Origin of the sequence: Kocuria sp. (genome assembly GCF_030538595.1) — a bacterium.
Lineage (GTDB): Bacteria > Actinomycetota > Actinomycetes > Actinomycetales > Micrococcaceae > Kocuria.
The window spans coordinates 1-26468 of record NZ_JAUNTS010000012.1 but is presented as its reverse complement, the minus strand read 5'-3'; the positions used below and the strand labels follow the sequence as shown (position 1 = coordinate 26468).

Genomic DNA, 26468 nt, shown 5'->3' with positions numbered 1-26468 from the left:
AAGACGTCGACGTGTCCAACGCTACCTTCACTTCCCCTGACCTGAAGACCTTCTGTTACCTCGAGGAACTCGGGCTGGAAGTCACCGGCCAGCAGACCCGCATAGCGGTCTGTGTTGGACTGCCAGGCTGTGTGACACCCGAGGACTGGTGCCGCCAATGTGGCTGCCCGGGCAGGCCCCGTGACACGGTGACTCGTGAGTTAGCGCATGAGCCGTTGGGGTGGCGGTCGACGGGGCTGCTGGTGCGGGGGCGGTTTGGTGTGGCGCCAGACATCAGCGCGGCTGCTGGACATGATCGAGGGCCGCTCGAAACAAGTGTTCAAAACCTGGCTCGCGGCCAGGCCCAAGACGTGGCGCGACCGGGTCGAGACAGTGCCGATGGACGGGTTCACCGGCTTCAAAACCGCCGCCGCTGAAGAGCAGCCGACTGCAACAGCGGTGATGGACCCCTTCCATGTGGTGAAGCTTGCAGGGGACGCGGTGGAGAAATGTCGCCAGCTGGTTCAGCAAGCCACTCTCGGCCACCGCGGCCGTCCCGGGACCCGCTCTGTCAAGCCCGCCGGACTCTGCTGACCGGTGCTGATCTGCTCACCGACAAACAAGCCGACCGACTCACCGCCGTGTTCAACCATGACGAGCACATCTAGGTCGAAGCAACCTGGGGCATCTACCATGCGTCTGGCGCGGGCCTACCGTGCCGACGACTAAAATACTGGGCCGCTGGCTGCTGACGTGCTTGATCGACTCCATCGCCAGCGGGGTCCCAGCCGAGTTGGTCGAGATCCGCAAGCTTGGAAGGACGCTGAAGTGACGCGCCGCCGACTCTCTGGTGCTCTTCGACCGGCCTGGCACCAGGACCGACTCCACTGAAGCACTCAACGGTCAGCTAGGTGTGATGTCCAGGGAGGTTGGTCAGTCGGGTGACCGGTGGCCGGCCTCCGAGGGCGGAGTGGGCTCGATGGTGCTTGTAGAAGTGAAGCCACTGCGGTAGCCGCTTGTTGCGGGTATCGGTGCTCTCGTAGAACCGGGCGTAGGCCCAGCCGTCGGCCAGAGTGCGGTGGAAGCGTTCGATCTTGCCGTTGGTCTGGGGCCGGTACGGGCGGGTGCGTTTGTGGACAATTCCCAGGTCGGTGCAGGCATCACGCCAGGCGTGGGACCTGTAGGCGGATCCGTTGTCGGAGAGCACTCGTTCGCCGGTGACGCCCCGGTCGGTGAACCATGCCACCGCGCGCTCGAGGACCCCGATGGCCGTGGCGGCTTTCTCGTCGGCGTGGATCTCGGCGTATGCCACCCGGGAGTGGTCGTCGATGACGGTGTGCACAAACGCGGTGCCCAGACGGGGGCCGGGCACCGGGTCTTTGCGTCGATCGGTATCTGTAGCTGCGCGATTGCGTAGCCCCTGCTGTTTGCCGACGTAGCGCCAGCCGCCACCGTCGGGGATGTTGCCGAACTTGGTCACGTCGATGTGCATCATCGAGCCGGGATGGTCGTGTTCGTAGCGGCGGCGATGCCCAGTCGGCCGGTGATCTGGACCGGTCCCAGACGGTGGCGCCACCGCAGTCGCACGATCTTGCGGACCATCGCTGGGCAGGTGCGGTTGGGGCTGGTGCTGGGCCGTGAGCTGCGGTCGGCCATGCCGGCCGGGCCCTCGTCGCGGTAACGGTCGGCCCACTTCTTCGCGGTTCGAGGCGCGACCATGAACATCTTGGCCGCGGCGGCATAGGCCCAGTCGTCCTCGACGATCAGTTTTGCCAGCCGCAAACGGGTACGTGGGGTCAGGGTCGCGTTAGCGTGGGACTCAGTGTGAGGCTTGTTGGTGCCGCGGGTGTCGTGGTGGTTGGATTCCTTTTCACCTGGTGACTGGCTCCTAGGCTGGGTGCCGCTGTTCGTTGAGTTGGCTTGCATGCGTATTGCCGTCACAGGGTGGGAAGGACCGGTCGGCGTGACTTGATAGGAGCGTGCAGCTGCCCCACTGAGGTTTGTCCACCGACCGGCCCGACCGTTAAACCCCCACTCGAATTCAAGGGAGGCAACCACCATGGTGGTACTGATCGGCGCTGACGTCCACAAGAACTCGCATACCTTCGTCGCCGTTGATGCGGCAGGCAAACAGATCGGACAGATCACTGTCCGAGCGACTCACAGCGGTCACGAGAAGGCTTACCGCTGGGCCAAGAAGTCCTTCATCGACCAGGACCGCCGGTGGGGGGTGGAGGACTGTCGCCACCTCACCGGTCTTGTTGAACGCGACCTCCTGGCCCACGGTGAGCCGGTGCTGAGGGTGCCGACGAAGCTGATGGCCCGTCAACGCGCTGCGGTCCGGACTCGGGGTAAGTCCGATCCGATTGATGCGCTCTCGGTTGCCCGAGCGATGGCCAGAGAAGAAGATCTACCGATCGCGTTCACTGATGAGCCGGCGCGGGAGATCAAGCTGGTCCTGGCACGTCGTGAAGACCTGGTCGCGGAACGGACTCGGGTGATCAATCGTCTGCGCTGGCATGTGCATGAGCTTGATCCCGAGCTTGACCCTGCCCCACGTGCGCTGATTCATCGGCCTGCTCAGGCACGGGTGTGGGCAGTGATCGAGGCCAGCGATGGGATCGTTGCCGAAATCGCGGGTATGGTCCTGGCCGATCTGCAACGGCTGTGTCTAGCGATCAGGCAGCTTGATACGCGGCTGCGGGTCATGGTGAGTCAGGTGGAGCCGGTGTTGCTGGACATCCCTGGATGCGCGCAGCTCTCGGCGGCGAAGATTATTGCTGAGAGCGCTGGGATCAAACGGTTCTCTACAGAGTCGAAGTTCGCGATGTACGCCGGTTGTGCCCCGATCCCGGTCTGGTCAGGCAAGACCGAGGGAAGAGTTCGGTTGAACAGGGGTGGGAATAGGCAGTTGAACTGCGCGATCCACCGTATCGCGATCACTCAGGTCCGTCTTCAGGGGCCGGGTAAGGAGTATTACGAACGTCTGCGTGGACAGGGTAAGACCGTGATGGAAGCCCTGCGTTGCGTGAAGAACGCGATCGCTCGACGTATCTGGCGCGCCCTTACCCGAGCTCATGCCCAAGCCATCAGGGATACCCCGATCACCTTGAAACCCACCTTAACGACTTGCATTCCCCAAGCCGCTTGACATAGGAGATACACGAAGGCCTCCGGTCGGTGAAGCGTTGAACTAGACAGCTCCACTTCACAACCGGGGGCCTTCACCTGTCAGCCGAACTCACAATCGCGAGTCGGGACAACTTCCCTGGACATCACAGGTAGCCAGCCAGGTCTTGAACACCTTCTTCGAACGTCCCTCGACGATGTCGAGCAGGCGGGAAGGGCCTGTCTTGTCGCGGATCGGGGTGAGATTGATCATGACGGTGACTACTTGCTGCCGAACGGGGTATGCCGCCACACATGCTCATCGACTCCCAGGACGGTGACACCCTCGAACCTGTTGGGATCATCGATCAGCAGTTGCTGGCCGGCGGCGAGGATCGCGGTGTTGACGGTGTGCCACGCCGCACTGAGCCCCGCGGCGATACGGCTGATGGACATCCTGTCGATCACGAGGCATTTTAGCGCCCACAGCACGGCTGGCCGCGACAGTTTCGCTCGTGGTGCAGCGACTGGGGTGAGGTCTTCGCGCCAGACACGCACGCAGGACGGACACCGGTAGCGGCGCACGTGCAGGAGCGTGGGGCGCCAACCCAGTGGGACGTGGACGAGCCTGCGCACCGCGGTCCCGCGCCGGATGCCTTCCGCCCCGCAGTCCCGACACCAGGAGACCGGACTGTCGGTGGTGGTTCGGCATTCCAGGATTGGTTGATCGGTATCGACCGCTTGCCCTGTGATGGTCAGGTTGAGGTTGTCGAGGAGGCAGAACGCGTCGAGATCAGGGCTCGTGAAGCTAGGCTTGTCCATGTCGAGGTCTTCCGAATAGAGAGTGTAGGAACTTCCATCTTCAGGGAGGCCTCGACGTCTACCCGGGCAACGACACAGACGCACTCACAGAGCCAGGCTGTACACCCTCAATCGCGAAGAGCCTCTTCACCTGTCAGCCGAACTCACAGTCGCGAGTCGGGACAACCTCTCTGGACATCACAGCTAGAACACCTCCGCGGCTCAGCCCTCGAGTTCCGCAACCTGACCAACTACATCACACGCTGCCTCCTCGAAATTGGAGGATTCAGACCCCAACTCCACCCCCAAACTCGATGAGTCGGCCTAGACCCATGAAGTACCAGCCCGGTTATCCTCGGATCTTCCACGATCTTGAACATGCCAGGTCTTACATCGAGCGCTACGTTCTGTAGTACAACACCGAGCACAAACACTCCGGTATCGCGTTGTTCTCACCGGCCCAAGTCGGTGATGGTTTCTGGCGCCAGGCATGGCAGATCCGCAACCAGGCCTTGCAGCGCTACTACGACGAGCACCAGGACCGGTTCCGGGCACAACCCCGCACACCAAAACCAGCAGCTGTCGTTGGTATCAATCTAGATACCGTCCGTCAATGACTCACAACAGTTTGACACCTTCCGGAGTGTCGTCATTCAACGCCCCGAGACGAGTCTACAGTGTGTACTACACAAATGAATCGATTTATCCGTCACCTGCTGGCGCGGGCGGCATCGGTCTGTGGCTGTCACATACTTGCTCTATGAACCTGACGCTATGACCTCTCCCTTTATCACCTTGTGAGGAGGAATAGATGATTCCGATGTTCGACGCAGGCGTTCTACATGATCGGCTCGGTGTCACCCCCGCCCTACGTCAGCGAGCCCTTAAGGTGATCGAATCAGGCGTCTTCCTCAACGGCCCAGAAGAGCGGGAGTTTGAAGAACGCTTCGCCACCGAGATTGGTGCGAAATACTGCATTACGGTCGGATCCGGGACCGACGCACTCAAGCTGGCGCTAATTGCAGCAGGCGTGGGCCCAGGCGATGAGGTACTAGTCCCCGCCATAACCTTCGTCGCCACCTGGCTCGCTGTGAACTCCGTCGGGGCCACCCCTGTGCCGGTTGGCAGCGACGGCGATACCGAGGAGTACACAATCAGCTCGTATCTAATGGGGGTCATAGCATGTGAGGAAGCGTGCACCCCACGCACACGTGCCGTTGTGCCGGTACATCTCTTTGGCCATTCTGTGGACATTCGCCCCCTTCGTGAACTTGCCGAGCGCAAGGGATTACGGGTAATCGAAGACTGCGCACAGTCTCATGGTCTGGTGACCGAGGAGGAAGGGCACCCCGACTTGCTACGCGCTTACAGCTTCTATCCAACGAAAAACCTAGGTGCTATGGGTGACGGCGGCGCAATCGTGACGAACGATGCACGGGTGCGTGAGACAGTCCAGAAGCTTCGACAGTACGGGGGAAGGGACAAAAACAATATCGAAATGCACGGCGAAAACTCACGCCTAGGCGAGCTGCAAGCCGCGGCCCTCAACGTCAAGCTCCCCCACCTGCAGTCTTGGAACACCCGACGTGCGGCGATAGCGCGTCGTTACTCCGAGGCACTGAAAAACCTGGATGGGTTGAGTGCGCCACGGGCAGACACCCCTGGAGTACCTGTCTGGCACCACTTCCCCGTAACCACCCAGCACAAACCACTTGTACGCGGTTGTCTGCACTCCAGAGGGGTGCAGACAGGCGAGCATTACCCCAGAGCGGTCGGAGCTATGCCGTTCTACGCCGGGCGCTGGAGGCTTCATCAGACAACCCGCCTCGCTCAGCAGCTCCTTGACTCTACGTTCACGCTGCCCGTGGGGCCATACCTAAACGGCACCGAGATAGATGAGGTCATCAAAGCCCTCACCGCCACATCCCATGAGATCGTACGATTGAGTCAGTAAGTGAAAGGTGCACTCAGTGACCATTATCTGGCATTCCCTCCGCCCTTCCTTGGAGTGGACTGATGGATTGAAGGATAGGTTCCTCGCAGGCGAGAAGAAGGCTGGCCCCGACACGGGTGAGGTCCAGGTGCACGTCGTGGATGTGTTGGTGCCCTTGACCGATCCGATACGCGACCAGCTGGCACACCTACCGAAGGACGACCTCGTCGTCATCTTGACGACTGGAAGTCGGAGCGAGCACCCGACACAAACAGAGAGGGAGTTCCTGGCCGCTGAGGAGCAAGTTATCTCTACAACGACCGCGTCGTGGGTCATCATGCGCTGCGTGCCGCTTGCCCAAGAGTTCCTCGGCTCCATCCGTACCGCGCTCAACGAGTCAATCTTTGCCTCATGGCGTGAGATGCCGGTGCCATGGCTGGACTTCCGCGACGTACTTGAGCTGATTCCACTGGTAGCCATGGACCCCGAACGTCGATCCAAGACGTACGAACTCACCGGGTCCGAAGCTCTGACGCCCGGTGAGCTTACCCGCGTCGTAAGCAATGAGGCAGGTAAACCGTTCCACTATGTGGCAATGGACCTGGAGCAGATGGTGATCGCGGTTGAGCGGATGGGCACCAGCAGAGCGTTGGCCATCCAACGTGCGCAATACATGGACTTCTCCACCGGACCGGAGGCTATCGAAACAAACGATACCCTCCTCCATGCCCTGGGTCGCCGCCCGAGACCCGCCTCGCAGCTGATTCGTAGCGGTTGGTCCGACGCCTACGAGTTTGCCAAGGAGCTCTACTCACGGACCAACCTGCCAGGCAAAGGCCGAGCAGCGACAGCAGAGGTTGCAGATCCAGAGGATGAGCAGGGGACCCGATGACGTCACCACAAGTGCCGGAACCCCCTACAACAGCTGAACGCGTCACGCGCGATCTAACGGTTCAGCACCCATGGTCAATCATTGACGTCGGTGAAATCCTCGACGAACGTGGATGCATTGTAGTCGTTCCAGATGGGCTCAGCCAGGACCCTGACTTCGACTTGCAACGTGTCTACTTCCTTTACACGGAGCGTGAGGATGTTGAGCGTGGGAACCATGCGCATCGGAGGCTTCACCAATTGATCCTCTGTCTCCATGGATCCATGACCGTGGAACTTGATGACGGAAGTCGGAAAGAGAGCTTCCTGCTCAACTCACGCAAGCATGCCCTCAAAGTCGGACCGTTGGTATGGCGGCGTCTACATTCCTCCTCTCCTGGCTCGATTTGCGCAGTACTCGCCTCGCTACCGTACGACCCTGATGACTACATCAGCTCATACGATGAGTTCCGCCTGGCAACAGCAGCAATAGGACGCAGTGCAACCTAAGTTAACTGGCTTGCCCGCCCTAGGAGGCTCCAGTAATGCGATTCATGTTCACGACATTCGCCTCACTGCCACATCTGCAGCTACAGGCTCCTGCCGCGTGGGCCCTGCGCACTGCCGGGCACGAGGTCTGCATAGCCAGCCAATCGGACATTATGCCGGAGGTGCGATCACTTGGTCTCACCGGGATTGAAGTAGGACACCCTCTGGAGCTCAACAGCTATGTTGAGCGCGGCGGCCCCTTGCCCGGACGCCACGCACCCGCGGACATCGCCGAGAGTGATCCCCAAGTCCTAACTCCCGCGTACACACAGACTGCTTTGACCATCTATGGTCAGTTCATATCGGGCCAACTGGCAGACGACCAGATGCTTGCCGACACACTGGCTTTCGCCCAAGCATGGCGACCGGACATGATCATCTGGGACGCGCTCACCTATACCGGGCCTGTCGTGGCTCAGACGCTTAATCTTCCCCACGTCCGGACGCTTTTCGGGCCAGACTATTTCGCGGCCATGGTGGAGAGTCATCAAAGACACGGCCTTACTCAGGAAAACCCACTGTCCCGATGGTTGCGATCAAGGTTCGCGCCCGGTGTTGAAGTGCCCGACGGGGAAGGTGCCTTTCACGAGCTTCTGTTCGGCATGGCAACTATCGACCCCCTACCTCCTCCCCTTGCAAGGAGAGTCAACCACGGCCTGCATCTTCCCTGTCGGTTCATCCCCATGAATGCTTGCGGCGTAATCGACACTGATTGGCTTCTCTCGTCAAAACGCCCAGTCGTCTGCGTGACACTCGGTTACTCTTCGCGAGCGTATGGTCTCCCGTCCCCACACCTGCAGGCGATCCTAACGGGTCTGAGCCGACTCGATATCGACGTCGTAGCTACCCTCAACGCAGACCAGCTACAAGGAATCCATATACCTGGAAATGTGCATGTGTACGAATACCTGCCCCTTGACCTCATCCTGCGCCACTGTGCGGTCGTTATAAGCCACTTCGGCATCAACACTCTTGGCACCGTGGTGAAGCATGGTCTGCCACAACTGTACGTGGGAGACGGCCTCGACATGTGGGGCGGGTCGCGCGTGGCGGAGGACATGGTGGCGACAGGAGCGGCGCTCGCTGTTCATGCACAGGACCTCACCGCAAGCGCTATCGAAGACCGCGTAAACACTCTGCTGACGAATCCATCGCACAGGGCTGCCGCCCACCGTCTCCAGGAGCACCTTGAACGCATACCACCACCTCATAGCCTAGTGCCCAAACTGGAACGCATGATTGAGCTCCCCCATCTGCACTAATGAGTGCGAGGATTAGCCTCTCATCACCCCGATCGCGCCCGATCCAAAGGAGGACTCGTATGTCAACTTCACGCACAACGGACCCCGACGACACAGTCTGGTTACTGGACCCTTCTCTCAGTGTTCGGCTAACCGAGACCCGCGCGCTGCTTCTCGAGAATGGCCTCACCATTCACCGAATTATAAATTCCACCGTCGTCGATGTTGCCGCAAAGCTCTTCCGTCAGGCTACGGGTAAGGTCGAGCTCCCAGGACAACTCGATACGCCAGAGGCATCTGTCGCAGCTGAGCTTATGAAAGCGCTCGAGACGCTCGGCTTCGCTGTGAGACACCCTTCGGACGAGCAAGCGACGAGGGCGCTAGACACCTACTTCGACATGCGCCGACGCGCCTCGCGCACCCTCTCGTTGGAAGAATACGTTAGCCTCCTCGGACGAACCAGAGTAGCCGTCGTCGGACACGGAGCAGTGAGTGCGGCTATTCTGGAGGCCGTCGAAAACCTCGGGGTTTATGTCAGTTCAAGCACGACACAGTCCCAAACTAAGGCGGACCTCATAATTGTCGTGTCCGAGGGCGACTACGCCCGCAGCATAGATCAGTTCAACATGGCACGCCTCGAGCTGGACGATGGAACACCATGGCTTCTAGTTCAACCATCCGACGGGGCCCGGGCACTTGTCGGACCCATGATCGTACCCGGAACAACGGCCTGCGCTATGTGCTATTCCCTACGACGTACTTCAAACTTTCCAGACGACGCCGTGTCCAAGGACCTGGAGAAGGCTACGCTCCTGACGCGAGGCCCAGCCTCCAGTGCCAACTCGTTCAGTCACAGGTTTACCGTAGGGATGATCTCGCAGATAGTCCTCGACTTCGCGGTTGACGCGTTTGACGGCGCGACATCGGCACCTGGAATACTCTTCGCCCTGACCACCACTCGCGCGGAGTTATCCGTCACGACGCACAAGGTATTGCGCGTTCCACGCTGCCCATCCTGTTCCCCCGCGAGAGGTACAGGATCACCTCAGATCTGGTTCCCAGCACCGGCGGAGGAGAGCGATGGATGACGAGACAGTGCACACCGACGGGTTGGGGCCAGCGCAGCTTCAGGCTTACCGATCCCACCTGGTGGGTATAGTCCAGAAGACCTATTTCCGGCTCCACGACGTGTCCGACCTACACATCATCTCTGCGGGCGCGAAGATCAGTCGACCTGAAGCGCTCATCGGAACCGCCGTAACACGTGACAGCGGAGGCGAGGGAACGAGTCGTTCCAAGGCGTTGGGGGCCGCGACGGGTGAAGCCTTAGAGCGGTACAGTGCGGCATGGCTCGAGCCCAGCCGGTTTATCCACGGCAGCGCTCGGAGCCTCAGCGCTGCCGGTCTTGTACATCTGGACCCTGACCGCATCCGCTTCTTTACCGACGCACAGCTAGGCAGAGATGGCTTCGGCCTCACGCAACTGGACGCTGACACCAGGACGCCTTGGCTGGAGACTGCCGAGGTCGCAACTGGCCGCCGTGTCCTCATCCCAGCGCAACTCGCTTTCCTGCGGGTCATCCCCGATGCACCACGGATCCACACTCCGACATCGAACGGTCTTGCCTTCGGGACAGATCCCTACCGCGCACTCGTGTCCGCCATGATGGAACTGGTAGAGCGCGATGCATTCATGCTCACGTGGTACCACCGCCTCTCCATGCCCCGAATCGACCTACAGTCCGATATACGGCTTGCACGATTCACGGAACAGCATCTTGAACCCACGGGATTGCGGGTCCATGTGATGGACTTGAGCAGTTTCACCGGTTTACCCGTCGTGGCTTGCATCGCCAGGCCCGGTAATGACGAACCTGGGCCTATTGGTGTCGGAGCATCAGCAGCACTGCTACCCGAGATAGCGTGCATGAAGGCGATCACCGAGGCAGTTGGCAGCCGGTCGTGGGCCGAACAGCGTCGTCGACGAGGTGCCGACGAGCGCATTGGAGACGATTGGGACAACGCCATCCTCAGCTTCGAAGACCACATTGACCTCTTTTCTCGCTGGGACATGTACCAACATTTAGACTTTCTTGACGCCAACCCTAATATCCGTTCCCTCAACGAGCTGCCCAGGCTGAATATGCCCTCTAGGACCGCCGTCCGAAAGATCGCATCACGGCTTGCTGAACAAGGCATAAATCTGTACTCGATGGATGTGACCTCACCCGACGTCCGGGAGATGGGTGGATATGTCGTCCGGGCCTATTCTCCCGACCTCCAGCCACTCGATGTCTCCTACCGACATCGTTACCTCGGACATCCACGCTTATCCGACCCAACCGCACCACCCCGTGATAGGAACACGACAGATTTAAACCCCATCCCCCATCCATTTCCATAAGGAGCCCCTCGATGCAGTACGACAGCACAAACCTCGAGGACGTCGTCTACCCAGACGGTGTCCCCTCAGACAGTGATGCATCAGAGTGCTTCCTCGAGGCCTCCAAGATCTCCAAGGCGACGCTCCGAACTGACCTGCCCGGCATGGAGCGCCTCCAGTCGTCGGAGGCGCTACGTAGGATGACCCTGCGCGCTGGTCGACGGTACACGCTGCGCCCATCCGTTCCCTTACCCGAACCTGACCTACGCACGCAGGACACCTTCCAAAACATCGTGCTACGGAGGAAAAGCGCTGATGAATTCGGTCGCTCACCACTCACCGTCCAGGCTTTGGCGAATGTACTGCATCACAGTTACCGTGTTATTTACCGCACCGGAAGCATCGTCGGCTTCCGACCCACTCCGTCGGCCGGGGCGCTCTACCCCCTGGATGTCTTCTTCCTCACTTTGAACTGCGCTGACCCGCTCCCCACGGAACGATGCCTCTACTACGATCCGTTTAGGCACGACCTCGCTGATCTGGGTCATGCCGACAGACACGATATCGTTAACGCCTACGGGGATGATGCCCTTGTGTCTGATGCTGGCATCATCATCGTCATAACGGCCATGTTCGCCCGGTCTCGGATCAAATACGGGCAGCGGGGGGCCAGGTTCTGTTACCTGGAGGCGGGTCACCTCGCGCAATCTATAGCACTTGCAGCAGAGGCGTCCGGACTCCAGTGTCGTATTTGGGGTGGGTTCTTCGACGACCCGGTAACTGCGCTAATTCCCGGGCTGGACGGCGTTGACAGCGCCCCGTTGCACTCCGTAGTCCTAGGTACTGCAACCTAATAGTGAACCCGCCCATGGTCTCAGCTTGGATCGGCGTGATCGCATGCGCCACACATATCGTCTACACAGAGCGTGGAATATCCTCCACCCTAGGTTCACCCTTGATGCGAGGCCGGCTAAGCAGATCAACGATTGAGCTTCTATATACCGGTGGTACTGTCTTACTAGCTACGGTGGCGGGGATAATTGTGTTCTCGACGATCGGGCCACCCCCAGCGATCTTCCCTATGAATCCACTGATCTTCGCAGGACTGGCTACCGCAGTGACTATCCTTGCAGCCTTACCACAGGACGACGCGTCATTCCACGAGCCTCGACGTATGCGCCGCCTCCTGCTCTGTCTTGGAGGAGGTGCCGAGGAGGTGCTCTGGCGCGGCGCGGGCATCTCATCCCTGGCTTACCTCGGCCTCCCAATGCCGTGGGCGCATATAATCATCACGGTGGGGTTCACCGCAATTCACCTGGAGCGGTATGGTCGTCGCGGCCTCGGTTTCATCGCCATCTTTTCCCTCTTCATGGCCGTTACCACTTGGCTTCTAGGCCTCCTCATAGCGGTTTTTTTCCATGTGAGCTGGAACGCATTTATGTGCCTGCGACGGCACACATATCGCCCCTCACCCGGCACGCGCCTTGTACAACGCCGTCCCACAGACGAGTGGTGAGCAAACGGTTCACGCAGGTGAGACGACACGGAGACAAACAAGCGTGAACCTACAGTCAGCGCCTGGGGCTGCTCCACAAGCCGCGCCACGCACTAGGGGCGTGGTAGGCATGTCATTGTTGGACTCAGGTCGAAGATGCCCGCTAGCATGGGTCGTGAACCCAGAATCTACAGCCTCACTGATTGATAAACTTGATTTGAGGTCTCACTCGTTATCAAGGAGATATTCACCATGCGTATTACCCCATGGCTCGTCATTGGCGCTGTTGGCGCCATAGTAATGTTCCTCCTCGGTGAATTCTTACTGATCCAAGGAGGACTAGCCACGGCAGGCATCTTCCTTGCCATACTGGCTATCATCTTTGTCGTAATGCTCCTGATGAACGGAGGCTTCAAGGACCGCTCAGGGCCCACCGACACCGACCATTCGCGATAACGGCCCTGATTCGCATGTCAGTTGTCGAATGACATGCGAAGAATTCAGCGGCGCATCGCAAAAGAGGGCGTAGGAGCGGCCTGAAACCTCCGGTGTCTAGCAGTGCCCGGAGGAGGTAATGGTCGGCGGTTTCAGGGGGTGAGTGCAGCACCTGACGTGATTGGTGGTTTTGCACATGGGTGCTCCCGTAGTCGCCTTGGCCCGGCGTGCTCGAAACTCGCCGCCGTGAGCCGTTCCCGGTATTCCTTCGCAGCACAGCGCTGCAGCGACTTGTAGTAGGTGTTGTGATGGCTTGGAGTGATGCAGAGTTCCTCGATCACCCGGAGACTGTCCGGCTTCGAGGTCGGCTCCACTAGCCGGGCCAGCACGAGCTGGAAGAACGCCTCATCCTCGATCCGGACGAACCCGAGCCGATCCCATGCGAAGCGGATCACCCCCTCCACGACCGCACCGCTGGCACGGGGCCGGGCCTTGGAACCGTTGTCGAAGTCCAGTGTGGGCTGGTTCGCCGCGAGCTTGTCCCGCCCAACCCGCAGTAACGCGGCCATTTGGAACTCTGTGTGCGCGGAGCCCAGATGCTCCAGAATCCTGCGCTGCCCATGCTTCTTCTCCACGATCTGGACAGCCGTCGCCCCGGAAGCGGTCTTCACCTTCCGCAGGAACGGGGTCATGAACGCTGATTCTACCGATATTATTAGTGCCCCAAACCACACCACCAAAACGCCCGGACAAGCACTAATAGCTACCGGGAGGACCGTAACGGCCCCAAGGTGTGAAACCCAGGTGGCCAGGAACGTGGTCCAGGCTGCCGTCACCACTTTCACCGGCTGACCGGTCTCATCCATGGTGAACATGAGCGCACCCACGGGGACGTCGTCTTTCTGGATGATGGTGTAGTGACCGTAGTCCGGACCTTGGTCCACGAATTCCCACCCGAACAGGTCACCGTAGAACTTCTTGGCTGTCTGCGGGTCCCCCGTGCTCAATTCCAGCCAGGTGGGTGCTCCCGTGGGTCGCGCTTGTGCTGCCATGGCTGCCGCTCCTTGTACTCAGGGCCCTGCTGGTCTTTGGACCTGAGTACAAACCTACCCGCCGAGTTGTTCACGTAAGACGTTCTTGCGGATCTTGCCGGAGGCTGTGCGGGGAAGTTCCTCCACGATCGTCAAGGTTTTGGGCACCTTGTACCGTGCCAGCTTGCCGTCCAGGAACTCCTCCACGTGTGCCGCCGTGACGGATCCAGCACCATCGTGGAGTACGACCACCGCGTGGGGTACCTCTCCCCACTTCTCATGCGGGACTCCCACTACAGCCACGGACTGCACGGCAGGCATCCGCAGCATGGCGGCCTCAACTTCTGCGGGGTACACGTTCTCCCCGCCGGAGATGATCATGTCCTTGATGCGGTCGGAGATGTAAAGGAAGCCGTCGTCGTCGGTGTACCCCATGTCCCCGGTACGGAACCATCCTGCCTCCCAGGAACCGGCAGCGTCAGGACGGTTCCAGTAGCGGCTGATCACGTTGGGTCCGGCCACCAGGATCTCCCCGGGTTCCCCGACAGGAGCTGCGTCCCCCATGGGATCCACGATCCGGAAATCGGTCCAGAATTCAGAAATCCCGGAAGATCCCGCCTTCTCCCTGGATCTGTCCGGTGGCAGCGTGGTGACTCCGGGGGAAGTTTCGGTCATGCCGTAGCAGTTGGTGAAGCGTAGACCGCGTGCTTCATAAGCTTCAATCACCCGCAACGGAACGGCCGAACCGCCACACGTCATCTTGGAAACCGTGGAAATGTCCGTGGTTTCCCATGCCGGGTCCTCCGTGAGGAGCTGGTAGGTGGTGGGGACACCGGCCAGCCATGTAACCCCATGCTTCTCGATCAGTTCCAAGGTCCGCGCGGGGATGAACTTGGGCTCGACCACCAACGTGGCGCCTTTCAGCAACACGGGCAGCACACCCATTCCCAGAGAGGCCACGTGGAACATGGGTGAGATCTGAAGAGAGACATCCGGGGAGGCAACGTCAAAATCCACCAGAACGTTAAACGCATTCCAGGTCAGGTTGCCGTGGGTGAGACATGCACCCTTGGGCTTGCCCGTGGTGCCGGAGGTGTAGAGGATCACCGCAAGATCGTCCTGGGAGACATCCTGGTCCTCTGTCCATGGTTGAGTGTCCTTGATCTGCTCATCCAAGGACAGGGAACCTTCCTGGCTCTCCCCCAGGGTCCACAGTGGGACAGAAGTCCCCAAATTTCCGACGGCGGCGGCCGCCACCTGCATCAATGCTGGATCATGCAGCAGGATCTTGGCCCCGGAGTCTTCCAGCTGAAAGGCGATCTCACCTGGTGCCAACCGCGTATTGAGCGGAACGAACACGGCGCCCAACAGCTCTGTGCCGAACAGGACAGTTACGAAATCGGCGCTGTTCTCCCCGAGCAGCGCCACGCGATCACACTGCTGGACACCCGCTGCGTCCAAGGCCGTAGCGATCCGTGCTGACCGATCACGCAGTTGGGCATAGGTCAGCATGCGCTCCCCATCCACCAATGCAGTCTTGGTGCCCGAACGTTGGAATCTACGCTCCAGCCAAGATCCGATACCGAAGTTGCGCACGCGCCCTCCTTGCCACTGCAAATTGGCGGCGGATGGGCAAATTTGCGCATCGTCCTGGTGTCAAGACCGTCAGCCACCGCCACAAATCGTTGAATTTTTCAACTATTTGCAGATCCTACGATGTGACATGAAGCGCGTCCAGGGCTAACTGGCGGCCAGTTTGTGCAGCAGCCCCTGCAGCTGCGCTCTTTCACTCTCCGAGAGGTTCGATTGCAAGCGGTCGGATGCAGCCGCCACCTGCGCCTCAGCGTCCTTCAAGGCCTGACGCCCACGGTCGGTTGGGACGATGATCTTGGACCGCCGATCCCGTGGGTCCGCAGCCCTGCGCACCAGGTCCATACCCTCCAGATAATCCACCAACGCGACCACCTGACTGGGGTCAAGGACCAGAAAGTCGCTGAGTTCACGCTGAGTAGGCGCCTGCTGCTCGCAAGCCAGCGACAGCACGCAGTAGTGGCGAACTTTCAGCTCACACGCCCTCAGGTAACCGTTGGTCAGAGCAGAGCCCAGGGAGCCAAAACGGTTCATCAAGAACATGGATTCCTGAGCCAGGCGAGCGTCTTCAAAACGCGAGTTTCCCGTCATGAGCTGCAGTTCCACTGCTGATCTGCGCTCGTCGTCGCCATCCACCTGCGTTGTCGCCTGCGCCACCCGCCACCCGCCTTCATCCGCACCGAACTGTCACAGTCATTCTCCCCTACCGTCGCGTACTTTAATCGTTGACATTTTCAACGGTTTGGTCTGTGATGAACACTGAACCTGATGGTCCACGCAGTCAGCCCGCCATGCTGGCCACCTTGACCAGTTGTTGCAAAGGAGCACACACCATGACCCAGTCCGCCACACCTTTGGCCGGCAAAGTTGCCGTTGTCACCGGATCGGGCCAGGGGCTCGGCCTGGCTTACGCTCAAGAGCTGGCTCGCCGCGGGGCTGCAGTGGTCATCAACGACGTCGACCAGGCCACTGCGGATGCAGCCGTCGCCTCGATTGTGGACGCCGGTGGGCGCGCGAGCGCCGTCGTCGCCCCCGTGGGCAGCACCGAGACTGCTGAAGCCCTGGTCAAGGGTGCCATGGATGCCTTTGGTGGACTGGACATCCTGGTGAACAATGCCGGGATTCTGCGGGACAAATCCCTGCTGAAGATGACTGATGAGGACTTTGACCTGGTGATTCTGGTGCATCTGCGCGGCACTTTCACCTGCGTGCGGGAGGCCTACCGGTACTTCAAGGACAACGGTGTTGCCGGGCGGATCATCACCATCGGCTCCCCCACGGGGCAGTACGGCAACTTTGGGCAGACCAATTACGCCGCGGCCAAGGCCGGGATTGTGGGCATGGTACGCACCTGGGCGCTGGAGATGAAGAAGGCCGGGGTCACCGTCAACGCTGTGATCCCCGTGGCTGCCACGGCCATGACCAAGACCATCCCGTTCTTTGCTGCTGCGGTGGAGGCCGATGAAGCCGGTGAGCCCATGCCGCCGTTTTTCCGGCATGACCTGGGCTTTGGGACCGCAGGGGACGTTGCCGGGCTCATCACCTACCTGGCCAGCGACGACGCCGCAGGAGTCACCGGCCAGGCCATCGGTGCCGGCGGTGACCGTTTGCAGTTGTTCTCCCACCCGGCCCCCTTGGTGACCGAGTACAAGGAGGGTGGTTGGAGCTACGAGGATCTGGCTGCGGAATTCGACGGGCTGACCGAGGGCAAACTGCAAAAGTGCGGTGAGGTCATGCCGGCCCTGCCCGATGATTTGAAGCCACAGGGCTGATCGGACATGAGCGCTGTGACTCCGTATGAGTTCGGGATCGACCTTGAGAAGGTTGATGCGATCGACATGCACGTGCACATCGAATGCTCGGATCACGGGCATCTGTCCTTGCCGCAGCCATTGGTGGATGCATCGTCCAAGTACTTCAAGGCGGAGGATCGGTCGCCGTCGTTGGACACGATTGCCGAACGGTACCGGGAGTGGAACATGGCTGCGGTGGTCTTCACGGTGGATGCCACCACCGCCTTGAAGCATGAACCCAACTCGATCGAGGAGATCGCGCTGGGGGCGGCCCGCAACAACGATGTCCTGATTCCCTTCGGTTCCGTGGACCCTCTGCAGGGTGCTGCCGCGGTGGACCGCGCGCGAATGTTGGTGGAGAAGTACGGAGTGCGGGGATTCAAGTTCCATCCGTCCTTGCAGGGATTCGACCCCTCCTCCACTGAGTTCTACCCCTTGTGGGAGGCGATCCAGGCACTGGATGTGCCTGCTCTGTTCCACACGGGGCAGAACGGGATGGGCGCCGGACTGCCCGGGGGCTACGGCATCAAGTTGGGGTACTCAAACCCGCTACTGTTGGATGCTGTGGCTGCTGATTTCCCCGAATTGCAAGTGATCATGGCCCACCCCTCCGTCCCCTGGCAGGAGGAAGCCAACTCCATTGCCACACACAAGTCCAACGTGTGGATTGACCTCTCCGGGTGGTCCCCCAAGTACTTCCCGGAGTCTCTGATCCATGCCGCCAACCGCATGTTCCCAGACCGGGTGCTGTTTGGAACGGATTATCCGCTGATCACCCCGCAGAAGTGGTTGGGGGCTTTTGCGGAGGCACCGTTCAAGGACGAGGTGCGACCGGGAATCCTCAAACACAACGCCGCACGGCTGTTGGGCCTGACGGGCTCTGATGCGGCCGGTGTTTCTGTGGCGGAAGGAGGGGACTCATGAGCGAGCTCTACCCGGACAGTGACCCATTCGGCGTCGCCGATGCCCTAACGGTTGCCGAGCGTGCCCCGCTGCTGCGCCTACGGTCCGTGCTGGACTCCACCGTGCGGCCGCTGTTGGCCGAGCATTGGGAGGCGGGAACCTTCCCCACGGAGGTTGCCGCACCACTGCAGGAACTCCAGCTGATGCACCCACCCGAGTTGGTGGGTCAGACCCCGCGGGCGCTGTACCACGGGTTCCGTATTTTTGAGCTGGCCAGGTGCGATGCCTCGATTGCCACGTTCTACACCGCCCAGGCCGGACTGTTCCGCACGGCCTGCCGGGTAGGCGGATCGGCCGAGCAGTTCGCCGAATGGGACCCCAAGATCCAGTCCTTTGAGATGACCGGGGTGTTCTGCCTGACAGAACCGGAGCACGGCTCGGACATTGCGGGCGGATTGGCCACGGCCGCGCGTCGTGACGGAAACGAGTGGGTGATCGACGGCGCCAAACGGTGGATCGGTGGTGCGCTGACCGCAGACTTCCTGTGCATTTTTGCCCGTGATGTTGCCGATTCCCAGGTCAAAGCCTTCCTGGTCCCTCGTGAGGCCAACGGGGTGAGCCTGGAGAAGATCCACGGCAAGACCTCCCTGCGGATGATGCAGAACGCCCACATCACCTTGACCGGGGTGCGGGTTCCGGAATCTTCGCGGCTGCACAACTGCAACTCCTTCAAGGTTGTGGCGGCCATGCTGCGGGAGATGCGTTCGGACGTGGCCTGGATTGCCTGCGGCATCCAGGCCGGTGCCTACGAGGCAGCGGTGCGCTACACCCGCGAACGCGAACAGTTCGGTCGTCCCACGGCCAGTTTCCAGCTGGTGCAGGAGAAGTTGGCGCGAATGCTGGGCAATGTGACGGCGTCGTTGTCCATGGCCTCCCAACTGGCCGCCCAACAGCAGGCCGGGGTGTACCGGGATCAGGACTCCGCGCTGGCCAAAATGTGGATCAGTCTGCACATGCGCGAAACCGTTGCTCTGGCCCGGGAAGTGGTGGGCGGCAACGGGATCACCCTGGCCACGGACGTGGCCCGCTTCCACGCCGATGCCGAAGCCGTCTACTCCTACGAAGGCACCCACGAAATCAACGCCCTGGTGGTGGGGCGCGCCATCTCCGGCCGCTCGGCTTTCGTGTGACCTACGGGACTACGACGACGTCATAGTTGAACTCTTATGTTGAAAGGAACTGAACAATGACGGAGAACACTGCACAGACCGTGGTGAGCTTTGACGAGGTCAAGGACCTTGTGGGCGAGAACCTGGGCTACAGCTCCTGGCGGGAGATCACCCAGGATCAGGTCAACCTGTTTGCCGATGCCACCGATGACCACCAGTACATCCACGTGGACCCCGAGCGAGCTGCTAGCGGTCCTTTTGGGGGGACCATTGCGCACGGATTTCTGACCTTGTCCCTGTTGATCCCCATGTGGTCCGAGCTCTTTGACGTGACCGGGGTGTCCACCAAGGTCAACTACGGCCTGGACAAATGCCGCTTCACATCCCCCGTGCCTGTGGGCGCACGTATCCGTCTGACCGTAACCATCACGGACGTGCAGGAGGTCAAGGGCAACGGCCTGCACCTGGTGGCGGATGGCACCATCGAGATCGAGGGCCAGGAGCGCCCGGCGGTGGTGGCCACGTTCCTGAATCGCTTCTACGCGTAAGTGTGGGCCTGCCTGGGCACCGGCCGGGGCCGCCGCCCGGGCTCTCTCACGTTTGACAGGGAAATAACCACCAAACCATGCGGTTTTGCGGTCATTTCCCTGTCAAACGTGAGCGTGGTTCTTCCGACGTACACTGGGCAGCATGGCACCGGAGACTGTGGACGTAATGCGAGACGCTTTGGCGCTCGACGCTGATCAGCGTGCAGTTGTGGCCAACGCCTTGATTGAGAGCCTCCACGGGTCAGAGGGCACGGAGCACATTGACGCCACATGGCGCGTTGAGGCGACTCAGCGGCTGGCCGAGATACGCTCCGGATCGGTCGAATTAGTGGATGCTGATGACCACTTCACGCGTCTGCGAGCGTCCATCACGAGATGACATTGACTCAGCGGAAGCATCCCGACCGATACGGCAGCCATGGCCGCCGCCCTCTCCGCCATCCCGCCGCCACACCTGCCGAGTGTGTGAGTTTGGCCGTTTCCAGCGGGCGAAAACGCCCAAACTCACACACTCGGCAGTAGGGAAGCGGCGAGGGTGGTTGCCAGCGTTTCGGGGGCGATTGGGCTCCCGCCCGATGGACCCTGAGTGCTGCTGAGCATGGTGCTGCCCAGAATGAGGTCGGTCAGCATTTCTGCGTGGGGTGCGCTGGTCGAGGAGATTTCCCCGCGATCAATCGCACGGTCAAGGATGTCCCGGAGACAGTCCCGAGTTGGCTGGAACAACGCCTGGTCAAGCACCCCCAACAGTTCAGAGTCGTGCTGTGCTTCAGCTAGCAACCCCAGGAGCACGGGGCCCACGCGGGTCATCAGATCTTGTTTGTACCTAATTTCAGCGGTGAGGTCGCCAATCAGTGAGCCCGAGTCGATTGGCTCCTGCTCTTGCTCAGCAAAGGCCCGTGCGGCGGCCAGCACCAGCTCGCGTTTGGTTGGCCAGCGGCGGTAGAGGCTGGCCGTGGAGGCACCTGCGCGTTTGGCCACTGCCGCGGTGGACACCGCGCGATAACCCTGTGCGGAGATCAGCTCGATGGTCGCATCCAGAAATTTCTTGTCCAGGCTGACATTCATGGGGCGTCCCACGGGGCGCTCACTCATGACTTCACTGCCTGGAGTTGGTTGACCATCTCGCCCAGGGCGTCGTCGATGGCCCGATACGTGACCCCCAGCTCATCAGGGGTACGGGTTGTTGCCACGTGGACGGGGTGCCCAATGTTGTTGCGCGCGTAGGCCCGGTCCATACCTGCCACGGGCGCAATGAGGACGGCCAGGGGCTTGGGCAGCGCGCGAGTAGCCACCAGGCGGGGACGTGCGGTGTGTGGCTTGAGTCGACGCCCAAGGTCCACAAGATCGGTGGCTTCTGCCGCCACCAAGTAGCGGCCGTGGGCCTCGGGCGTGTAGGCGGCCGCGATATGGGCCGCAGCAACGTCGCGGACATCCACCACGGTCATGGTCAGGTTTGGAATACCGAACCGACCAAGTCCGCCCATGAGTTGTTCCACGATTGAGAAACTGTCGCTCGTGGGGCTGTCATTGAGGGCAGCTCCAAGGACCAGCGCGGGATTGACGGTCACCAGGTCCCATTGGTCCTGCTCCTCGGCAATCTCCCAGGCAGCTTTCTCTGCCAACGTCTTGGAGTATGGGTAAGGCTCGTGGGTCAGGCTGGACGTTGTGTTCCAGCAGGACTCATCAAGGTGCCCGTCAGTTGCTGCCAACTCAGAGGCATCCCCAAACATGGCCGCCACGGAGCTGGTCAGGACCACGCGGCGCACGCTGGGGGTACGGTTGGCCGTCCGCAAAACATTGGTTGTCCCCTGGACCGCAGGCTGCACCAAGTCGCGCTGAGCGTCCGTGACGTCACGAATGAAGGGCGAGGCGGTGTGGAAAACCACGCGAGTGTCCCACATGGCCTCATCGAATGAGCTCTCAGTCAGGAGGTCCGCGTCAAAGAAGTGGATTCGACCGGGCGACTTTTCGGCAATGCTGTTGAGGTGGGCCAGTCGCTTCGCTTTGGAGCTGTCGCGCACGGTGGCGTGGACGGTCACACCCGCCTCAAGCAGCCCCTTGATGATCCAGCCAGCAACATAGCCTGTAGCGCCAGTCACCAGGACTGGTTCCGCGGTGTCGATCGTGTGATTCATGAGCCCTCTCCTGGGTTGACGATGGTCGATGTGACGGGACCACAATGCACCTTTAGCAAAACGAAGTCAAGCCGTTTCGTATTTGCTAGACTCACTCTCACCGGAGTGAGACCCGCCAGGGGTCATCCTCACCCGCGCCCTGACCTCAGATGAACGGATACGCCCATGAAATCCTTCAGCCAACGCCGCATCATCGTGCTGGGTGCTACCGGATACACCGGAGGGCTCGTCGGGCAGGAGCTGGTTGCCCAGGGGGTTCGTCCCGTGCTGGCTGGCCGCAACGCTGCCCGGCTGCGGCACCTTGCCGAACAGCACGGGAACCTTGAAGTGGCGGTAGTGGATGCTTCCGATTCAGACGACCTCAAGGCCCTGTTTGGTCCGGAGGACGTGGTGATCTCCACGGTGGGTCCCTTTGAGCGCTTTGGCCGCCCGGTGGCAGAGGCTGCGGCACACGCCGGCAGCCACTACCTCGACTCCACCGGAGAGGTTGGCTTTGTTCATGAACTGATCAAGGGGCTCGACGACGACGCCAAGGCCACCGGTTCCACCATGCTTCCCGCTTTTGGATTCGACTATGTACCGGGTCTGCTGGCTGGCGCTCTTGCAACTCAGTCGGCTGGCGCTCAAGCCCGCGGACTGCGGATCGGGTATTTCCACATCGGACCCATGAACCCGTGGGTCGATCTGAGCGCAGGAACCCGGCAAACCCTGGCTGACTCGGGCGGTTCGGCGCTGCCGTCGTGGCGCAATCCCACCTTGGTCAACCTGCGTCCCGGATCAGCCAGTGCGGTGTTCTCCGTTACGGGCAAACGTCGGCGGGCGTTGCGGCTCAGTGGCACCGAAGTGCTCTTTCTCCCCCGCTCACTTCCAGGCCTGGACACTGTTGAGGTCTACAACGGGTGGTTCCCCACCCGCCCCGCCCAGGCGCTGATGGCGGTGTCTGGCGTGATGGCCAAACTGCCTTTGGTTTCTATGGCCTCCGCACCTGGGTGGATGATCGGTACTGGTGGGCCGGATACCCAGCAACGTGAGCGTCAGCGCATGAGCGTTGTGGCTGTGGCTCTTGATGGGCGTGGGAATGCGTTGTCTCAGGTGAGCTTGGAGGGTCCGAACACGTACACACTCACGGCTCGACTTCTGGCCTGGGGCGCACGTGAGCTGGCCGTCGGTTCGTTCCCAGCCGGTGTGTTGAGTCCGGTCGAGGTTTTCGGTCTGCAGCGGCTCGAAGATGGCGCCGCCCACCTGGGCCTCATCCGCGTTTGACAGGGAAATAGCCGCTGAACCGCACGGTTTTGCGGCCATTTCCCTGTCAAACTCGCGCGTGGTTCTTCCTGGCGCCCTCCGCCAAGATTTCGAGGGACTTTTGCGCTCTCATTCGCTCGGATTCCTCCGTGATCAGCTGCCAGGCGGGGTGGTCATGATCTAAGGCTTTGTGCAGTGTTCTTAGCCTGCTCCCATCGTTCTGAGTCCACTGCTCGGTGTCCTCAACAATCTCGTCAGCGTCCTCCACAGTGATCAGAAGAACAACCGCATCTTCCAGGTGTCGCTGCTTGTCGCGGGAATCTGTCTTGTAGGCCCCACCCTTCAAGGTCAGCGCTCCCAGAACGTTGGGCAGACTGACCATCACTTCCGCTGCGCTGGCTGTGGTGATGTGACAGTTGACCGTCTTCCGAAGTGCGCTGGTACCGCCTGGGACCTGCACCAGGCTCTCACCGCGGGTGCTCTGCTCCAGCACACGGTGGCACATGGTCAGCGATCATGACATCCACAACCTCATGTTCACCACCCTCCGCACGGACCCTGACGAACCGATGCGCAGCAGCGTTTCGATACAGCGATTTCTGCTGCTGGAATCCCGCAGGCAGCAGAGCTGACTTGGCGTTTGACCACGTCATGCCAATCTCCACGTGTAGCAACAGATCCACATCTGTGGTGGCCCGCTGCGGATGTATTCCTGTGCAGTGGGCATGAAGTTGGACCATCAGCCCACCCACCAACGTCCATGATCCGGACGGCAGGACATCGCAGAGCTCATAGACAAGGGGCCACGGCTCGCCGAACCCTTCAGCTGGTTCTTCCACCCACCATTCGGGCCGCGTAGGCTCAATGGGCACGCTGACCAGCCCCCTCCTGGAGGTGCCCACTGAGCACTGAAAGCGCTGCGGACTGTTCCCTGGCTGACCCCCGGATGTATAGGTCAAGGGCAACTACCAGTCGAGTGACGTCGGGCTGATCACCACCCGTGAGATGAATGAGAACATCACCGTCAACATCAGGCACCAAGCCGTAACGTTCTCTGATGTGCTCCCACGCAGATTCAACCAAGTATCCCTCCAATATGGCTGCTGCCCCGGGCGTCAAGCCAAACGCTCGTGCCAAGTCTGGGTCCTCCAGAGCTGACGCGCCGGTGAGCTGAAGTTCGCTACTGAGGTCACTGCGTCGCCGTCGAGTTTGAACAACACGCACACTCCGGGAGCGCCCTTGCGCCTGACACACAAAATCCTGAACAGTGATGCCCCACAGTGATCTGCGTAGACGCGAGAGCGCACTTCCTTGCAGGCGTTCCGTAGTGCCGCCGGACAACAATTCAATGGCAGCCCACGCCGTGGCTTGATTCCACCTACGCCCCTGCTTCACGCCCAGGAGCATCCGCTCGCGCACCGCATGAGAATCAAGCAACCATGAGTCACCAACACCTCGCTGCGCCGGGATCACGCCTGCTGCCACCAACCGCTGAACTTGCCGGGGAGTCACGCCCAGATGCTCTGCAGCCTTGGCCACTGTCATCGACATGACACATATAGTCGCTTAGACGACTATATGTGTCAACACAGAGCTGCCGAGTGTGTGAGTTTGGTCGTTTCCAGCGGCCGGAAACGACCAAACTCACACACTCGGCAGGAGGGGCGGCAGGAGGTCAGTGCTCGTAGGTGGTCAGGTCGATGTCCTTGGACTCCTTTGTCAGCAGGATCGCCAGGCCGGAGATGCAGGTCAGCACAATGAGGTAGGTGACCACGGCGCCGATCCGGCCGTCGCCGCCGTAAATGGCCGCCAGGATGGTGGGAGTGAAGCCCGCGCCCAGCAGCGTGGCCATCTGGTAGCCGACTGAGGCGCCGGTGTAGCGAGCCGCGGTACCGAACTGCTCGGAGATGAACGCCGCCAGCGGACCATAGATGGTGGAGTGACACAGCAGAGCCACGGTAAAACCCACAAAGATCAGGAAGGTGTCCGCGGTGCGCATCAGCGCGAACAGCGGGTACACAAACGCAATGAACGCCACCATGCCCAGCAACATCAGGGGTCGGCGACCCACACGGTCGGAGATTCTTCCGGCCAAAATCACCATGCCGATTGAGAGCACGGAGGCACACGCGAACGCATACAGCACCGGCTGGCGTTCAGCGCCGTGGGCCACTGCGTAAGCGACGGTGAAGGTGGCCAGCAGGGTCTGCAACGCAAAGCCTGCGGCACCGCCGAACATCACCAGCAGCAGGTTCTTGGGCCGCTTGATCACGCTGAGGATGGGGACTTCCCGGGGCTTGTCCTTGGCAGCATCGCGTTCGACGGCGGCCTCGAAGATCGGGGATTCGCTGATCTTCAACCGGATCACCAAGCCGATGACCAGCAACAACGCAGAGACCAGGAACGGCACACGCCAGCCCCAGCTGAAGAACTGCTCCTCCGGCAGGGAGGCAGCCAGGCCCATGGCAAACGTACCGAGTGCGGCACCGGACGGTGCGCCCGCATTCACAAAGGACGCCGCAAACCCGCGGTCCTTGGGGGATGCGTGCTCCAGAGCCATGAGCGCAGCTCCACCCCACTCACCACCAATGGCGATGCCCTGCATCAGGCGCAGGGTCAGCAGGATGAAAGCTCCCCCCATTCCAATGGTTTCAGCACTGGGAATCAGACCGATCAAAGTGGAGGCGCCACCCATGATGAACATGGACAACACCAGCATTTTCTTGCGTCCCAGACGGTCACCAAAGTGCCCGAAGATCATGCCGCCAATCGGCCGGGCCACGTAACCGGCCGCAAAGGTCAGGTAGGAGGCGATGGTGCCAGCCACCGGAGTCATGTCCGTGAAGAACACTTGGGGGAACACCAGGGCGGCAGCAGCGGTGTAGAGCAGGAAATCGTAGAACTCGATGGTGGAACCCAGATAACTGGACAACACCACACGGCGTGCTTCTTTCTGCCGAGCCTTGGTGGACATGCTTTGCAGCTCGGCTGGCTCCGTGACCGCACTCATCACGGTCCCCCTCTCCGTTGGGCGGGGAACCCGAGTCCCCGAGACCTGTAATTGAGGTGCCCACGGGAACGGTATGCAAGTGAGCCACCTCACAGTGCAGAGTAAGCCCAATAGTTGAAAATTTCAATGATTACTTTCCCCAACGGTCCCCTTGCCCCGCCACAACTGCCGAGCGTCCGAGTTTGGTCGTTTCCAGGGGGTGGTCACCAACAAAAACCGCCGGCGGGGCGCGGCCGGGGGGGTGGGGGGCGCGC

24 protein-coding genes and 3 pseudogenes are annotated in these 26468 nt (G+C 60.8%); 16 read left to right on the top strand and 11 right to left on the bottom strand.

The features are described 5' to 3' along the window. Nucleotides 1-11 precede the first annotated feature (11 nt). Nucleotides 12-889, top strand: a pseudogene (locus Q4G32_RS10415) (transposase); the annotation flags it as partial. On the opposite strand, the pseudogene Q4G32_RS10410 reads toward Q4G32_RS10415, so the two are convergent. Continuing rightward, a pseudogene (locus tag Q4G32_RS10410) lies at nt 887-1779 on the bottom strand (DDE-type integrase/transposase/recombinase). The pseudogenes Q4G32_RS10415 and Q4G32_RS10410 overlap by 3 nt on opposite strands. Before the next feature lie 259 nt (nt 1780-2038). Between Q4G32_RS10410 and Q4G32_RS10405 the strand changes: the two are divergent. Further along, the gene (locus Q4G32_RS10405; protein ID WP_303351223.1) at nt 2039-3130 is read left to right on the top strand and encodes an IS110 family transposase; all 1092 of its coding nucleotides are present in this window, start codon (nt 2039-2041) and stop codon (nt 3128-3130) included. 132 nt (nt 3131-3262) lie between these two features. On the opposite strand, the pseudogene Q4G32_RS10400 reads toward Q4G32_RS10405, so the two are convergent. Further along, nucleotides 3263-3909, bottom strand: a pseudogene (locus Q4G32_RS10400) (ISL3 family transposase); the annotation flags it as partial. Nucleotides 3910-4699: 790 nt separating this feature from the next. On the opposite strand from Q4G32_RS10400, the gene Q4G32_RS10395 reads away from it, so the two are divergent. From Q4G32_RS10395 to Q4G32_RS13970, 8 genes are read left to right on the top strand one after another with little or no spacing between them, the layout of a single operon-like run. Next, a complete protein-coding gene (locus Q4G32_RS10395) occupies nt 4700-5842 on the top strand; it encodes a DegT/DnrJ/EryC1/StrS family aminotransferase (RefSeq protein ID WP_303351221.1) in 1143 nt (380 codons plus the stop codon). Between the two features lie 16 nt (nt 5843-5858). Then, nucleotides 5859-6713 carry a hypothetical protein gene (locus Q4G32_RS10390; RefSeq protein WP_303351219.1) on the top strand — a complete coding sequence of 285 codons (855 nt, stop codon included), beginning with the start codon at nt 5859-5861 and terminating at the stop codon, nt 6711-6713. Then, nucleotides 6710-7201: an FdtA/QdtA family cupin domain-containing protein gene (locus tag Q4G32_RS13975; RefSeq protein WP_368660388.1), complete on the top strand. Its 492-nt coding sequence runs from the start codon at nt 6710-6712 to the stop codon at nt 7199-7201. Before Q4G32_RS10390 ends, Q4G32_RS13975 begins: the two co-directional genes overlap by 4 nt. Before the next feature lie 35 nt (nt 7202-7236). Continuing rightward, a complete protein-coding gene (locus tag Q4G32_RS10380) occupies nt 7237-8502 on the top strand; it encodes a nucleotide disphospho-sugar-binding domain-containing protein (RefSeq protein ID WP_368660387.1) in 1266 nt (421 codons plus the stop codon). A gap of 59 nt (nt 8503-8561) precedes the next feature. Further along, entirely contained in the window at nt 8562-9569 is a 1008-nt protein-coding gene (locus Q4G32_RS10375) for a TOMM precursor leader peptide-binding protein (RefSeq protein WP_303351215.1), read from the top strand. Next, nucleotides 9562-10884, top strand: a complete 1323-nt coding sequence (locus tag Q4G32_RS10370) for a YcaO-like family protein (protein ID WP_303351213.1) — start codon at nt 9562-9564, stop codon at nt 10882-10884. The genes Q4G32_RS10375 and Q4G32_RS10370 overlap by 8 nt, the downstream gene beginning before the upstream one ends. A gap of 11 nt (nt 10885-10895) precedes the next feature. Continuing rightward, nucleotides 10896-11717 carry a SagB/ThcOx family dehydrogenase gene (locus tag Q4G32_RS10365; protein ID WP_303351211.1) on the top strand — a complete coding sequence of 274 codons (822 nt, stop codon included), beginning with the start codon at nt 10896-10898 and terminating at the stop codon, nt 11715-11717. A 14-nt stretch (nt 11718-11731) separates the two neighbouring features. Then, a complete protein-coding gene (locus Q4G32_RS13970; RefSeq protein ID WP_368660390.1) occupies nt 11732-12379 on the top strand; it encodes a CPBP family glutamic-type intramembrane protease in 648 nt (215 codons plus the stop codon). 566 nt (nt 12380-12945) lie between these two features. On the opposite strand, the gene Q4G32_RS10360 is transcribed toward Q4G32_RS13970, so the two are convergent. From Q4G32_RS10360 to Q4G32_RS10350, 3 genes are all read right to left on the bottom strand, one after another. Continuing rightward, on the bottom strand, nt 12946-13845 hold the full coding sequence (locus Q4G32_RS10360; RefSeq protein ID WP_303351209.1) for a hypothetical protein: 900 nt from the start codon (nt 13843-13845) through the stop codon (nt 12946-12948). 54 nt (nt 13846-13899) lie between these two features. Then, the gene (gene menE / locus Q4G32_RS10355) at nt 13900-15420 is read right to left on the bottom strand and encodes an o-succinylbenzoate--CoA ligase (RefSeq protein WP_303351208.1); all 1521 of its coding nucleotides are present in this window, start codon (nt 15418-15420) and stop codon (nt 13900-13902) included. 144 nt (nt 15421-15564) lie between these two features. Continuing rightward, nucleotides 15565-16071, bottom strand: coding sequence for a MarR family winged helix-turn-helix transcriptional regulator (locus Q4G32_RS10350; protein ID WP_303351207.1), 507 nt, complete (start codon nt 16069-16071; stop codon nt 15565-15567). Nucleotides 16072-16247: 176 nt separating this feature from the next. Between Q4G32_RS10350 and Q4G32_RS10345 the strand changes: the two genes are divergently transcribed. The 5 genes from Q4G32_RS10345 (at nt 16248) to Q4G32_RS10325 (ending at nt 20206) form a co-directional block, all read left to right on the top strand. Continuing rightward, nucleotides 16248-17186, top strand: a complete 939-nt coding sequence (locus tag Q4G32_RS10345; protein ID WP_303351206.1) for an SDR family NAD(P)-dependent oxidoreductase — start codon at nt 16248-16250, stop codon at nt 17184-17186. 6 nt (nt 17187-17192) lie between these two features. Beyond that, a complete protein-coding gene (locus Q4G32_RS10340) occupies nt 17193-18131 on the top strand; it encodes an amidohydrolase family protein (protein WP_303351205.1) in 939 nt (312 codons plus the stop codon). Next, a complete protein-coding gene (locus Q4G32_RS10335; protein ID WP_303351203.1) occupies nt 18128-19300 on the top strand; it encodes an acyl-CoA dehydrogenase family protein in 1173 nt (390 codons plus the stop codon). Before Q4G32_RS10340 ends, Q4G32_RS10335 begins: the two co-directional genes overlap by 4 nt. Nucleotides 19301-19356: 56 nt before the next feature. Beyond that, nucleotides 19357-19827: a MaoC family dehydratase gene (locus Q4G32_RS10330; RefSeq protein WP_303351202.1), complete on the top strand. Its 471-nt coding sequence runs from the start codon at nt 19357-19359 to the stop codon at nt 19825-19827. Nucleotides 19828-19969: 142 nt separating this feature from the next. Next, nucleotides 19970-20206 (top strand): addiction module protein, encoded by a 237-nt coding sequence (locus Q4G32_RS10325; protein WP_303351201.1) that lies wholly within the window; start codon nt 19970-19972, stop codon nt 20204-20206. Between the two features lie 125 nt (nt 20207-20331). Here Q4G32_RS10325 and Q4G32_RS10320 read toward each other — a convergent pair whose 3' ends face one another. Beyond that, nucleotides 20332-20919 carry a TetR/AcrR family transcriptional regulator gene (locus tag Q4G32_RS10320; RefSeq protein WP_303351200.1) on the bottom strand — a complete coding sequence of 196 codons (588 nt, stop codon included), beginning with the start codon at nt 20917-20919 and terminating at the stop codon, nt 20332-20334. Then, nucleotides 20916-21962, bottom strand: coding sequence for an NAD-dependent epimerase/dehydratase family protein (locus tag Q4G32_RS10315; protein WP_303351198.1), 1047 nt, complete (start codon nt 21960-21962; stop codon nt 20916-20918). The genes Q4G32_RS10320 and Q4G32_RS10315 overlap by 4 nt, the downstream gene beginning before the upstream one ends. A 165-nt stretch (nt 21963-22127) precedes the next feature. Here Q4G32_RS10315 and Q4G32_RS10310 point away from each other — a divergent pair, with 165 nt between their 5' ends. Beyond that, nucleotides 22128-23225 carry a saccharopine dehydrogenase family protein gene (locus Q4G32_RS10310; protein WP_303351197.1) on the top strand — a complete coding sequence of 366 codons (1098 nt, stop codon included), beginning with the start codon at nt 22128-22130 and terminating at the stop codon, nt 23223-23225. Nucleotides 23226-23271: 46 nt separating this feature from the next. Here the strand turns inward: Q4G32_RS10310 and Q4G32_RS10305 are convergent, their stop codons facing one another. The 4 genes from Q4G32_RS10305 to Q4G32_RS10290 form a co-directional block, all read right to left on the bottom strand. Further along, nucleotides 23272-23697 (bottom strand): hypothetical protein, encoded by a 426-nt coding sequence (locus tag Q4G32_RS10305; protein ID WP_303351195.1) that lies wholly within the window; start codon nt 23695-23697, stop codon nt 23272-23274. Then, complete coding sequence (locus Q4G32_RS10300; protein ID WP_303351193.1) at nt 23672-24076, bottom strand: hypothetical protein; 405 nt, start codon at nt 24074-24076, stop codon at nt 23672-23674. Before Q4G32_RS10300 ends, Q4G32_RS10305 begins: the two co-directional genes overlap by 26 nt. Further along, a complete protein-coding gene (locus tag Q4G32_RS10295; RefSeq protein ID WP_303351191.1) occupies nt 24066-24755 on the bottom strand; it encodes a helix-turn-helix domain-containing protein in 690 nt (229 codons plus the stop codon). The genes Q4G32_RS10300 and Q4G32_RS10295 overlap by 11 nt, the downstream gene beginning before the upstream one ends. A 124-nt stretch (nt 24756-24879) precedes the next feature. Beyond that, entirely contained in the window at nt 24880-26214 is a 1335-nt protein-coding gene (locus Q4G32_RS10290; protein ID WP_303351189.1) for an MFS transporter, read from the bottom strand. Nucleotides 26215-26468: the final 254 nt, after the last annotated feature.